The sequence below is a fragment of the Mesorhizobium sp. M1E.F.Ca.ET.063.01.1.1 genome (assembly GCF_003998155.1).
Taxonomy (GTDB): Bacteria; Pseudomonadota; Alphaproteobacteria; order Rhizobiales; family Rhizobiaceae; genus Mesorhizobium.
Map to the genome: position 1 here is coordinate 1 of NZ_RZSC01000111.1, position 12,144 is coordinate 12,144.

Below are 12,144 nucleotides of genomic sequence, written 5' to 3' on the forward strand. Positions count from 1 at the left end.
TTTCATCGCCTTGAGGATCGTCGGATAGATCGGGCCGAGCGCGACATAGTCCGGTTCGGCTTGCAGGGCGGTTTCCAGCTCGGCGTCGTCGTGGGTGCTGAGGCCGAGCTTCAGGCCCGCCCGGCCGATCGCTTTCACATCGGCCGACAGCCATGCGGTCGGCTTCGTCGGGAATAACGGCCGCGGCTCGGCCGAGCGTTGCGGCGTCGAGGTCAGGGTGGACATCATCACCGGCATGCTCGGCAAGGCGCTGGGCGGCGCGTCCGGCGGCTACACGTCGGGCAAGCGCCAAGTGATCGACTTGCTACGCCAGCGCTCGCGGCCCTATCTCTTTTCCAACACGGTGATGCCGGCGATCGCTGGCGCCTCGCTCAAGGTGTTCGAACTGATCCGCATTGGCGATGCGACTGCGCCAGCGCCTGAATGACAATGCGCAACGCTTCCGGTCGCAGATGGGCAAGCTCGGCTTTACGCTTGCCGGTGCGGATCATCCGATCATCCCGGTGATGCTGGGCGACGCCGCTCTTGCGCAGGAGATGGCGGCGCGCATGCTGAAGCCTGGCATCTACGTCATCGGTTTTTCGTTTCCGGTGGTGCCGAAGGGCCAGGCGCGCATTCGCACGCAGATGTCGGCGGCCCATTCCAGCGCCGACATCGATCGGGCGCTCGAGGCCTTTGGCGCGGTCGGCCGGGAGCTTAATTTTTGATCTATAAGAGTACTGGCTGCGATACTGCCATACACCCGGCGCCCAGATGTCATCACCGTTTGAGTGTCCAGCCCAAAAAAATATGGGGTTTCTTCAAATTACAAGTCTATACAGACCAGCACTGCCCTCATGGAATGTTCTCCACCTTCAAACTAGCGCTGGACCGTCCTGGTCGCCAACCTTCCCGCGAGCCTATCATCTCGGCCTGTCGTGCAGCAATAGATCCGTTAAACCCGGCTACGGCATTCGCTCAATGGACCTCCTTCGGCACGAACTGTCGGACGAAGCCTTGGATCGGGGCTCACTTCGCTTAGCTCTAGGGCTGTGGGCGGATTTGAGCAAGATGAAGCCAGCGGCGAGTGCGACGATGGATGCGAAGTTTCGCTTTGTCTTTTCGCAGCGTAGGGCAATGCGTTTGAAGCGCTTGATCTTGCCGACGGCCTGTTCGATGCGGGGCTCGGCGCTGGTATAGCGCTTTTGCGAAGAATGCCGGCGGGTCCTTTTCGTTGCCCTTATGCGGGGAGGACGGGAATTGCGCCGCGATCCCGTGCCGCTTGCCGGTTGGCCTTGCTGGCATAGCCCTTGTCGCCGATGACGGCACGCGGGTCGATATCGGGGCCGAGCCCGAGCAGGATGGAAAAGTGCGGCGCATCAGCCTTCTCGCCACCGGTCAGTCGAAGGCGATGGGATGCCGTCGAAATCCGTCTTCAGGTGGATTTTGGTCGAGAAGCCGCCTCGCGAGCGACCGAGCGCCTGATTTTCCTGCCCACTTTTGCGCCCGCTGCCGAGACATGGGCGCGGACCACCGTCGAATCGAACATCTGCACCAGATGTGCTGAGGACGAGAGCGCCGCGAGATGGTCGAAGAAGGTCTCGAAGACGCCGGCCTTGCTCAGCCGGTCGAAGCGCTTCCACACGCTGTTCCACTTGCCGAAGCGCTCCGGCAGCGCCGCCAGGTGATGTTGTGAACCGAGAAATAATGCAGTAGCTTCCAGAAATAGCCGATCATCCCGGCCCTTGGCGCCGCGCCGTGGCAGCGACGCGCGGAACACTTCCAGCGCGTTCGCCAAATCCGTATCCGCCATCTCGGTGCACATGCCGACCTCCAAATCAGTCGGCAACCTATGAATCACATAGAAATCGCTCCGAGAACCCGTAAACCAATACCTGAGTAATTCGTCCACATTGGCCCCACATGGAGTTTTCATTTCAAACCCGCCAGGCATTGTTGTCTACATTGCAGCAACAAAGGCAGATTGCCTCGCACCGTCCGCTCTATCACGCTACCAATGACTATCTCCAAACCTGCGGTTCCCGCGCAATTTTCAAAAGAGGGCTTTATGAGCCACCGCATCCTCACCGGCCAATTCTGGCAAGAGACAAACACCTTCAACAAACTGCCGACTACGCTCGAGCATTTCCAAGCCATGGGATTGCTGAAGGGCAACGAGATTCCGTCAGCTGTCCGTGGCACGCGCACTACGCTGGGTGCAGTTTTTGAGGCGGCAGAGAAGTTCGGCTGGGCGCTGTCTCATCCCCTCATCGCCCGTGCGAATCCTGGAGGCCCCCTCACAAAGGAGACTTTTGAGCAAATATCTGATTGGTTCCTCGCAGGGGCCAAGTGCTGCCACGGGGCGCTGTTCGAGTTGCATGGCGCAATGGTCGCAGAGGGCTACGAAGACCCGGAAGGGGAAATCCTCGCTCGCTTGCGAGCTATGCTCGGACCTGACGCTCCAATCATCGCCACGCTCGACCTGCACGCTAACGTTACCGAAAAGATGGCGGCAAATGCGTCGGCGTTGATCGCCGTGCGCACGTATCCTCATATAGACTATTATGAACGTGCGTGGCAGGGGGCCGAACTGCTCGACCGTGCCCTTCGCGGGGAGATAAATCCCCGAACGGTCATTGCTAAACGGCCGATGTTATATGGCCTCGACGGCGGGCGGACCCAAGTGGGCCCGATGTGCGAGCTGATCAATCGGGGCAATGACCTGGAGGCCTCTGGAAAGGCACTCGTGGTTAGCGTGTGCGCGGGATTTGAACTTAGCGACATTTATGATGTTGGGCCGAGCGTCACCGTGACTGCAGATGGCGACACCGCGGCAGCGCAGCGTATCGCCGAGGACTTCATGGATTACGCATGGGAAACGCGTGGGTTTCTCTCCGCCCCGTGGGCAGCAGCCAACGCCATTCAAGCGGCGGAGTACGCCAAATCCGGCGAGCTGCATGCTGAAAAGCCTCTGGTGCTCGCTGATACCAGCGATAATCCCGGCGGCGGAGCCTACGGTGATGCCACGGAACTGCTGCGTGCGATGATCGCGGCTGACCTCCAGAATGCAGCCTTCCACGCGATATTTGATCCAGAGGCCGTACAGGCTGGCATCATGATTGGAGTCGGAAATAGGGGGCGGATCCTTTTGGGCGGTAAGCACGATCCGGAAAAGGGAGGAGGGCCTCTCGAAGTGGAGGCAGCGGTTGTAACAATAACTGACGGCCATTTTAGGTGCTATGGGCCTTCGTACCTTGGGGGTGGGATCTGGAACAGCTTTGGACCTAGCATGATGATCCGTGTCGGCGGGATCGAAATTGTTGTCATCTCGCGCAATGCCCAAGGGGCCGATCTCGCCCAACTCACCTCTCTCGGCATTGACCCACTTCACTGCGCGACCATCGCGCTGAAGTCCTCTCATCATTTCCGGGCGGCATTCGAGCCAATTGCTCGCGAGGTGCTCATGGTGGACAGCGGTGGAATGATAGGATCTGAGGCAATATCCAAAGCGGTTTATCGCCATGTCCGCCGTCCCATTTGGCCGCTTGACGACGTGCAGGGAGCAACCCGCGCAGAAACAAGATAGCTCAAAGCCTGCCGGATTCTGGAACTCACATTCCGGCCTTAAGCCTTTGGGGAGCTGCGAGGTTGCTAGGGGAGGATGGTTCGTCGGAGAGCGATAGTCCGCCTACGATTCAAACATGGCATAGCGGCCTGAACGGCTCCGTCGTCTCGGAGGACCTTGGCCGGCCCCCGCTCGCACAGTCCACTACTTGAAAGCGGGGCACCCAGTCGCCGGAGGGCGACTTTTGGAATGGTATCAGAGATAGAGATATTGACATGTCTAATCTAGCAACTCCCCTCAACACGCGCGAATTCAAAGGACACCACTATTTGGATGGCTGGGTATCCGACCCTTCAGAACAGGGTTGGATGTGCGGATCGCCGCCGCCGGTTGAGAAGCGCGTTACGTTTGAAAGCGACAATTTTCTGGAGTTTCCGCAGCTCAGATGGTCCCTCTCTCACATGCGCGAACTGTTGCCTACGGTGAACGTATGGCGAGGCCGTGGAGGAGTGTCACATTTCCAAAGCCAAGACCAAGCACCGGAAATCGACTCTCTCGAGTTTATCGACCTAGACGGACGAGAGCGTCGATTCGACGAGGCGCTCTATGAGACTTACACGGACGGGATCATCGTCATGCACCGGGGCCGGATAGTGTATGAACGCTACTTTGGCGCCCTTGAGCGGCATCTGCCACATGCATGCCACTCAGTCACTAAGTCATATGCGGGAACGCTTGCGGCTGCACTCGTTCAGGAGGGTGTGCTCGACGACAAAAAAACAGTTGGGCATTATCTACCTGAGCTTCGCGGAACCGCGTTTGAGGACGCGACTTTTCGCCAAGTCATGGATATGCGCACTGGCGTGTCCTTCACTGTCGACTACGACGATCCATACTCGGGCATTTGGCAATTTTCCCGGGCTTGCGGGTGGCGCCCGCGAACCAAAGATGTGAAAGGGCCACGGACGATCACCGAGTACTTGCGCACTTTGACCAAGGTGGCCGAACATGGCGAAGCGTTCGCCTACAAGATCGTAGATACCGAAGTGATGTCCTGGGTAATGGCACGTGTCACAGGTCGATCCTTCGCGCAACTGCTCGAGGAACGCATTTGGGGGCCGATTGGCTGCGAAGAGGATGGCTACCTGTTCGTAGACCCCGCCGGAATGACTGTCTCTGGTGCCGGGCTGTCGTGCACTTTGCGTGACCTTGCGCGTTTTGGCGAACTGATGAGACGAGAAGGCGAATGGGATGGAAAGCAAGTGATCCCAGCAACGGCCATACACGACATACGAAGCGGCGGCGATGCGAGGTCCGACGTGAGCCAACCGCGTGAGTTTTCGTACCGCAGTCAATGGTGGCTGACGCACAACGAAGTGGACGGTTTCGAAGCTCGAGGACTGAAGGGACAGCGACTGCACATTGCGCCCAAAGCAGAGATGGTGGTCGCGCGTTTTGCGTCACATCCAATCGGGGAGAGCTCGGCTAACGAGCCCATAACCGGGCCGCAGATACTTGCCCTGGCGCGAACATTGCGCGGTTAGCGGTCCGAATGAGGCGCTCGAGCCGATTTTGTCTGCCAAAATGTGTCAACCGGACGTTTCTGGCTTGCTGGCGTACTGCTGGGTCACGACGATCCCAACTCCGCGTCCAGTACGATCAACCCTTGGCTTTCACTTGGGTTGCTTGGTTTAGGCCACTGTGTGAATCTATCGGGACCTAACCGTCGAAGCGGCCGGCGATCGTGTCCCTGGAAGTGGTGTAGCTGACGGCTTGGTCGCCGCGCTCTCCGGCATGGGGCCGGGATGATCAGCGCGCCACGGCTGGCAGGCTGATGAGCGGATCATCGCTCATTTGGCTGATGGTTTCCAGCGTCATGTATCTGGCGCGCTGCACGGCCCATTCGTCGTTCTGTTCGAGCAGGATCGCGCCAACCAGGCGGACGATGGCGTCATCATTTGGGAAGATGCCGACGACCTCGGTGCGCCGCTTGATCTCGCCGTTGAGGCGCTCGATCGGGTTGGTCGAGTGCAGCTTGGCGCGGTGCTCCTTGGGGAAAGTCATGTAGGCAAGCACGTCGGGCTCGGCGTCGTCCATGATTGTCGCCAGCTTCGGCACCTTCGGCCGGATCTGGTCGGCGACGGCGCGCCATTGAAGGCTCGCGGTCTCGGGCGTCTCCTGGGCGAAGGCGGTGGCGATGAAGGCCGAGACGACACGGCGGCCGCTCTTGCCGGCATGCGCCAGCACGTTCCTCATGAAGTGGACGTTATGCCGACGTCGGCATAATAAAGAGCGTTTTTAGGTTGGCGGCGCTGTAGCGGCCGCCTGCCATTCAAGCGCCTACATTGGCTGCGCCGGTAAGCTAAAAACGTGTTGGACGAAGCCGCAGGGCGCGACGTTGCTGCTATGGGTTTTGAATGCTGTGTCCCTGCGCATGCCGGCGCTGATTTGGCCGAGGGACGTAGTCAAGCGCGGCACCAGGACGAAAGATCCACGTCAAAGCATGTTGTCGTGACGCGCAAGGGCGGGAAGCACGAAGCGTCGATCGGTCAATTCCGGAAGCCCGGCAACAGGGTCCCCGTTGCCTGACGCGACAGGCAGCATGGCGTTGCGTGCAGCCGCTCGTCATGACGTATCCGAAAATATCACGGCCTTCGATGAAGACGGCACCAGGACCTCGACGCAGACCATCCGCCCCTTGCGGCAGCTCGGGCACTCACGCAGGGAAACCCCGGTCAGCTTCTCGACCTTGTCGTGATAATCGGCGCTGTCTTTCGGTTCCGCCTGTACATCGGCGCGCGCCATTCCAAGCAGTTCGCGGCAACGGGCAAGCTTCTCCTTGCGATGACGGTTACCCAGGAGCCCATAATAGCGAATGCGTTTGAACCCGTCGGGCAGGACGTGGACCAGGAAGCGTCGAATGAACTCCCCGGTCTCCAGCGTCATCACCTTTTGCCGATCGCCGTCACGATAGTCTTTCCACCGAAAACGGACCTTGCCATCTTCGATGTCGACGATGCGACTGTTGGCGATCGCTACACGGTGCGTGTAGCGTCCAACATAGTTCAGCACCTGCTCGGCGCCGGCAAAGGGGGCCTTGGCGAAGACCACCCAGTTGATGTGGCGCACCCGATCCAGATGACGCCGGAATGCAGCGGCGTCGCTGAGCCCTGCCAGCGACGAGAAGAAGCGTAGCTTGCCGGCTGTGAAGGCTTTCTGCAGGTCTTCCAGGAACAGCCGACGAAACAGCCGCGAGAGCACAGCCACCGGAAGGAAGAAGCGGGGACGGCATTCTATCCACCGGCTTCCGTCCGGCGACAGCCCGCCACCCGGAACGACGCAGTGGAGATGGGGGTGATGGGAGAGGTTTTGTCCCCAGGTGTGAAGCACCGCGAAGAACCCGATCTGAGCACCGAGATGCTGGGGATCCGCAGCGATTGTGCGCAGCGTCTCGGCGGTCGCGCGGAACAGGATGTCGTAGACCGTAGCGGGATTCTGGAAGGCGATCGCTGCGATCTCGTCGGGTACGGTGAAGACGACATGAAAATATTGCGTGTCGAGAAGCTCCGCCCGCCGCGCTTCGATCCAATCCGCACGCGCCAGGGACTGGCATTTGGGGCAGTTGCGCGAACGGCAGCTGTTGTAGGCGATCCGCCGCTCACCGCAGCGGTCGCATTGTTCGACATGGCCACCGAGCGCCGCCGTGCGGCAGCGCTCGATGGCCGTCATGGCTGCACGCCGTTCGGTCGACAGCGACGCGCCGTGCTGCTCACGCCAAGCAGCACCATAGCGGCGGAATACATCCGCCACCTCCGGACCAGATCGCCCCATGGGGCGACCGTCAGAAATGTTCAGGTGGTAGCGGTGGCGCCGCCTTCGGGACTGGCCGTGGCAACAACTCCAGCGGACTCGTCGCCGCGCAGACCTTGCTGGTTGCGATCCGCAGATATTGCGAGGTGGTCGACAGGCTGCGATGGCCGAGCAAAAGCTGGATGGTACGGATATCGGTGCCGGCCTCAAGTAGGTGGCAGGCAAAGGCGTGCCGCAACGAATGCGGCGTCACGGGCTTGCCCAGGCCCGACAGCCGGTGCGCCTTGCCGCAGGCGTTCTGCACCGCGTTGATCGATATCGGTTCGTTGGGGATGGCGCCGGGAAACATCCACGTCTTCGGCCGGACGGCACGCCAATAGTCCGTCAGCGTCTCCAGCAAGCGCGCCGAGAGCATGACGTAACGGTCCTTCTGCCCCTTGCCCTGATCGACGCGCAGCACCATCCGCTGTCGGTCGATGGCCTCCGGTCTCAGGTGTATCGCTTCGGAAATGCGCAGACCGGCGGCGTAGCATGTCGTCAGGATCGTCTGATGCTTCAGGCTTTCCACACAGCCGAGGAATTGCAGCACCTCTTCGGGGCTGAGGATGACCGCGAGCGTCTTCGGCACCCTGGGGCACGGAATGATGAGATCGTAATCCCATTCGAAGCCGAGTGTGACGCGGTACAGGAAACGCAGCGCCGAAACGGCCACGTGTACCGACTTCGGCGCGAGCTTCTTCTCATTCGTCAGATAGATCTGATAGGTGCGGACATCTTCCGGCCCAAGCAAGGCCGGCGACTTCGCGAAATGGCGGGCAAACTGCGAAACCTGCAGCAGATACGAGTCCTGCGTATGCGGCGACAGATTGCGGACTTGCATGTCGTTTATCATGCGTAACCGAAGCGGGGTCATTAAACGGCTCCTTGGCATAGAGGTGACGCTGCGCGTGGGCAGCAGCGTCACCTTGCCTGAAGCAAGCCCCTATGAACCCGGCCGATTACGTCCGGCCAATCATGCCAGGATGCCTCGCCTGCACCGGATCAATGACCTCCGAGCAAGACTTTCCCGCGAAGCGGGTTCGTCCAACGTCCATTATGCCGATGTCCGGATTATGCCGACCTTGGGGGTGGATGTCGGCTTCGGAGGCGGTGATCGCTGCGATGAGGTCGGCATAATCACCGGCGGTCTGACGGATCGTGCAAACTCCTCTTCTTGTTTCCAAAGAAGGGGATGCTTTCATGTCAATCGATCCGTTTCGCGTTCGCGTCCAGGGCCCGCTTGCCCGTTTGCGGCTGGGTTTGCCGGCGAACTCGCCCGACAAGGCTATACGCCGCTTTCCGCTCGCGAGCAGATGCGGCTGGTGGCGCGATTGAGCCGCTGGCTCGCATTGGAAGGCATGGATGTGGAGGGACTGGGTGCGAGCGAGGTCGATCGGTTCGTCCGTACCCGTCGTGCCGCTGGCCCGCAGCTCCGCTCGATCAAAGCATTGCAGCCCCTGTTGGCCTATTTGCAGTCTCGCGGCGTGGTGCTGCCGTCGCCCCGTGCACCCGACGATCCGGCAGATGAGCTGCTGGAACGATACCAACGCTATCTGGCGATTGAGCGCGGTTTGGGGAAAGCGACCGCCGATGTCTATGCCCGGATGGTGCGCCCCTTTCTGCGTCATCGATTGTCGTCCGACGGGCGTGCCCTGGACCTTGCGGGTTTGGCCGCGACCGACGTCGTCACCTTTGTCGTGGCACGTTGCCCTCAGCTGAGCCGCGGCGCGGCAAGCCTGACTGTAACGGCGCTGCGGTCGCTGCTCACGTTCCTTCATGTCGAGGGTCTCATCGCGCAATCTCTTGCCGCTTGCGTGCCCTCGGTCGCCGGTCGGCGATTGGCTGGGTTGCCAAAGGGACTGGATTGCGACCTGGTTCAGCGCCTGCTGACGTCCTGCGGCCGCGATACGTCGAACGGCTGCCGCGACTTCGCGGTCCTGACCATGTTGGTTCGTCTCGGCTTGCGGGCGGGGGAAGTCGCCAAGCTCAAGCTTGACGACCTGGATTGGCGGACCGGTGAGATCCTCGTACGGGGCAAAGGAAACTGCATCGAACACCTTCCCTTGCCGGCCGATGTCGGCGAAGCGGTGGCGGCCTATCTGCGCCACGGCCGTCCCCGGACCGCCCAGGGCCGGACAGTATTTGTGCGCGTCAGGGCGCCTCATAATGCCCTCACAAGCGCTGGCGTGTCGCAAATCGTGGCCGCCGCCGGTTGCCGCACCGGGCTCGGCCGGATCCACGCCCACCGCCTGCGCCATACGGCGGCGTCGGCGATGTTGCGCGCCGGCGCGTCGCTACCGGAGGTCGGGCAGGTCCTGCGTCATCGCCGCGCCCTGACAACGGCGATCTATGCCAAGGTTGATCGCGAAGCCCTGCGAACGATCGCCCGCCCTTGGCCGGGAGAGGTGGCATGAGCGCCCTTCGCCAGGCCCTGGCCGATTACCTGGCCATGCGTCGCGCCCTCGGCTACACGCTTGTTCGGTCCGAGAAGCTTCTTGCCCAGTTCCTCACCTATCTCGAGGCGCAGGGCGAAGACCACCTGACCACCAAGACGGCCCTCGCTTGGGCGATGCTGCCGGCAGGCGCCGATCGAAGCTGGATGTCGGCGCGACTTTCCGTCGTTCGCCGCTTTGCGATCCATCTGCGCGGGATCGAGCCGGCAACCGAGGTGCCGCCGTGTGATCTGCTGCCGGGACGATCTTGCCGAGCGACGCCCTACCTCTATTCGCAGGAGGACGTCATCGCCTTGATGACGGCAACCGCGGCCTTGCGCACGCCGCATCGGGAAGCAACCTACCGGACCCTGATCGGCTTGCTGGCCGTGACCGGAATGCGGGTTGGAGAAGCGATCGGCCTGGACCGCGACGACTTCGATGCGGTCGGCGGCGGCCTCACCATTCGGCGCGGAAAGTCCGGAAAATCCCGCGAGTTGGCGTTACATCCGAGCACTGTTGCGGCCCTCGGCAATTATCTGCGCCGGCGCGATCAACCCCGCCGGCCGCCGAACACGCCCGCCCTGTTCGTCTCGCCGGCCGGCACCAGGCTGCTCTATGTGAACGTTCAAAACATGTTCCAGAAGCTCGTCTGTCGCGTCGGCATCGCCCCGCGCTCGGCAGGTTGCCGACCACGGCTCCACGACCTGCGGCACGCGTTTGCCGTTCGCACGCTTCTTGATGCTTATCGCGACGGCGGCGACCCGGGGCGCCGGCTTGCCCTACTGTCGACCTATCTCGGTCACGTCGATCCGGGCAAGACGTACTGGTATCTCTCGGCGGCTCCGGAATTGCTGCAACTGGCCGGTGATCGTCTGGAACGACGGATCGGAGGCGGCGCATGACCGCCCTCAGCGCGACCTTGCAGGCGTTCTTCACCGACCGCCTGATCCGGCAGCGGCAAGCCAGCCCGCATACGCTCGCCGCCTATCGGGACACCCTGCGACTGATGCTGGTCTTCGCCGCCGCGCGGCATGACACAGAGCCTTCCAGGCTGGAGTTCAACGACCTCGATGCCGCGTGTGTCGGCGACTTCCTCGATCACCTCGAGCGTCATCGAGGCAACAGCGCGCGGACCCGGAATGCGCGGCTTGCCGCAATCCGGTCGTTGTTCCGGTTCGCCGCCCTTCGTTACCCCGAGTACGCCGCGACAATCGAACGGGTGCTCGCGATTCCGCCTAAGCGTTTTGAGCGACGGCTTGTGACGTTCCTGACGGAGGAGGAACTCGATGTATTGCTGTCCGCCCCCGCGCGGTCGACCTGGACCGGGCGGCGCGACCACGCCTTGCTTCGGCTCGCCGCCCAAACCGGCCTGCGGGCGTCCGAACTGATCGGCCTTCACTGCGCCGATATCCATCTCGGTTCCGGCGCTCATGTCAGCTGTATCGGAAAGGGGCGAAAGCAGCGGATCACACCCCTTACCTCCAACATGGCCGCCGTGCTGCGCGTCTGGCAGGCCGAACGTGCAGGGCAGCTGGCCGATCCCCTCTTCCCTACACAGACCGGCAGGATGATCAGCCGCGACGCTCTCGAGCACCGGCTCGCGAGGTATGTCGAAATCGCTGCCAGAAACTGTCCGTCGCTGCAGCGGAAAAGGGTCACACTGCACACCTTGCGTCATACCGCGGCAATGCGACTGCTGCGTGCCGGCGTCGACACCTCGGTGATCGCGCTGTGGCTTGGCCACGAACAGATCGAGACCACCCACATCTACTTGCACGCCGATCTGGAGCTTAAAGAACGCACCCTGGCGAAAACCACGCCGGCCAACACGGCACCAGGACGCTACAGACCGCCCGACAAGCTTCTCGCTTTCCTCGAGGCGCTCTAATTATGCCGACCTCATCGCAGCGATCACCGCCTCCGAAGCCGACATCCACCCCCAAGGTCGGCATAATCCGGACATCGGCATAATGGACCCGGCACCTCTGCCATGTCGCGCACAGCACCTTGGTGACGGCCGCCTTGATGCCTTCATGGGCATCGGAGACGACGAGCTTGACGCCGCGCAGGCCGCGGCGGGTCAGCTTGCGCAGGAACTCCGTCCAGATCGGCTCAGCCTCAGACGTGCCGACGTCCATGCCCAGCACCTCGCGCCGGCCGTCCGCGTTGACGCCGACGGCAATGATGACAGCGACGGAGACGATGCGCCCGCCGCGGCGCACCTTCAGATAGGTGGCGTCGATCCACAGATAGGGCCAGTCGCCCTCGATGGGTCTTTCAAGGAACGCTTTGACCTTGCCGTCGATCTCTTCGCAC

9 protein-coding genes and 3 pseudogenes are annotated in these 12,144 nt (G+C 61.7%); 6 read left to right on the top strand and 6 right to left on the bottom strand.

From position 1 onward, the window contains the following. Window positions 1-225 (bottom strand): thiamine phosphate synthase (locus tag EOA29_RS11335; RefSeq protein WP_245468454.1); only part of this gene is annotated, 225 nt, incomplete at its 3' end. On the opposite strand from EOA29_RS11335, the pseudogene EOA29_RS11340 reads away from it, so the two are divergent. Next, a pseudogene (locus EOA29_RS11340) lies at window positions 146-707 on the top strand (aminotransferase class I/II-fold pyridoxal phosphate-dependent enzyme); the annotation flags it as partial. The gene EOA29_RS11335 and the pseudogene EOA29_RS11340 overlap by 80 nt on opposite strands. 707 nt (window positions 708-1,414) lie before the next feature. On the opposite strand, the gene EOA29_RS11350 reads toward EOA29_RS11340, so the two are convergent. Beyond that, on the bottom strand, window positions 1,415-1,804 hold the full coding sequence (locus tag EOA29_RS11350) for a transposase (protein ID WP_189478868.1): 390 nt from the start codon (window positions 1,802-1,804) through the stop codon (window positions 1,415-1,417). A 192-nt stretch (window positions 1,805-1,996) separates the two neighbouring features. Between EOA29_RS11350 and EOA29_RS11355 the strand changes: the two genes are divergently transcribed. Then, window positions 1,997-3,565, top strand: coding sequence for a M81 family metallopeptidase (locus EOA29_RS11355; protein WP_127220909.1), 1,569 nt, complete (start codon window positions 1,997-1,999; stop codon window positions 3,563-3,565). 254 nt (window positions 3,566-3,819) lie between these two features. Continuing rightward, a complete protein-coding gene (locus EOA29_RS11360; protein ID WP_127220910.1) occupies window positions 3,820-5,088 on the top strand; it encodes a serine hydrolase in 1,269 nt (422 codons plus the stop codon). Between the two features lie 265 nt (window positions 5,089-5,353). On the opposite strand, the pseudogene EOA29_RS11365 reads toward EOA29_RS11360, so the two are convergent. The 3 genes and pseudogenes from EOA29_RS11365 to EOA29_RS11375 all read right to left on the bottom strand — a co-directional run. Further along, window positions 5,354-5,809 (bottom strand): annotated as a pseudogene (locus tag EOA29_RS11365) (transposase); the annotation flags it as partial. Window positions 5,810-6,169: 360 nt separating this feature from the next. Beyond that, a complete protein-coding gene (locus EOA29_RS11370; RefSeq protein ID WP_127220911.1) occupies window positions 6,170-7,375 on the bottom strand; it encodes an IS91 family transposase in 1,206 nt (401 codons plus the stop codon). Between the two features lie 10 nt (window positions 7,376-7,385). Beyond that, window positions 7,386-8,267: a site-specific integrase gene (locus EOA29_RS11375; protein WP_189478869.1), complete on the bottom strand. Its 882-nt coding sequence runs from the start codon at window positions 8,265-8,267 to the stop codon at window positions 7,386-7,388. On the opposite strand from EOA29_RS11375, the gene EOA29_RS11380 reads away from it, so the two are divergent. Genes EOA29_RS11380 through EOA29_RS11390 form a run of 3 tightly spaced genes read left to right on the top strand, consistent with a single transcriptional unit; the run spans window position 8,233 to window position 11,716 of the window. Then, window positions 8,233-9,807 (top strand): site-specific integrase, encoded by a 1,575-nt coding sequence (locus tag EOA29_RS11380; protein ID WP_245468455.1) that lies wholly within the window; start codon window positions 8,233-8,235, stop codon window positions 9,805-9,807. The two genes, EOA29_RS11375 and EOA29_RS11380, sit on opposite strands and share 35 nt — an antisense overlap. Then, complete coding sequence (locus tag EOA29_RS11385; protein WP_127220912.1) at window positions 9,804-10,730, top strand: tyrosine-type recombinase/integrase; 927 nt, start codon at window positions 9,804-9,806, stop codon at window positions 10,728-10,730. Before EOA29_RS11380 ends, EOA29_RS11385 begins: the two co-directional genes overlap by 4 nt. Then, a complete protein-coding gene (locus EOA29_RS11390; RefSeq protein WP_127220913.1) occupies window positions 10,727-11,716 on the top strand; it encodes a tyrosine-type recombinase/integrase in 990 nt (329 codons plus the stop codon). Before EOA29_RS11385 ends, EOA29_RS11390 begins: the two co-directional genes overlap by 4 nt. Before the next feature lie 79 nt (window positions 11,717-11,795). On the opposite strand, the pseudogene EOA29_RS11395 reads toward EOA29_RS11390, so the two are convergent. Further along, window positions 11,796-12,144: pseudogene (locus EOA29_RS11395) on the bottom strand (transposase); the annotation flags it as partial.

Excerpts from the sequence above, each read along its gene's own strand:
- EOA29_RS11360 (WP_127220910.1), top strand. The coding sequence starts at position 3,820 with ATGTCTAATCTAGCAACTCCCCTCAACACGCGCGAATTCAAAGGACAC.
- EOA29_RS11380 (WP_245468455.1), top strand. The coding sequence starts at position 8,233 with ATGTCGTTTATCATGCGTAACCGAAGCGGGGTCATTAAACGGCTCCTT.
- EOA29_RS11390 (WP_127220913.1), top strand. The coding sequence starts at position 10,727 with ATGACCGCCCTCAGCGCGACCTTGCAGGCGTTCTTCACCGACCGCCTG.
- EOA29_RS11375 (WP_189478869.1), bottom strand. The coding sequence starts at position 8,267 with ATGACCCCGCTTCGGTTACGCATGATAAACGACATGCAAGTCCGCAAT.
- EOA29_RS11350 (WP_189478868.1), bottom strand. The coding sequence starts at position 1,804 with ATGTGCACCGAGATGGCGGATACGGATTTGGCGAACGCGCTGGAAGTG.
- EOA29_RS11355 (WP_127220909.1), top strand. The coding sequence starts at position 1,997 with ATGACTATCTCCAAACCTGCGGTTCCCGCGCAATTTTCAAAAGAGGGC.
- EOA29_RS11370 (WP_127220911.1), bottom strand. The coding sequence starts at position 7,375 with ATGGGGCGATCTGGTCCGGAGGTGGCGGATGTATTCCGCCGCTATGGT.
- EOA29_RS11385 (WP_127220912.1), top strand. The coding sequence starts at position 9,804 with ATGAGCGCCCTTCGCCAGGCCCTGGCCGATTACCTGGCCATGCGTCGC.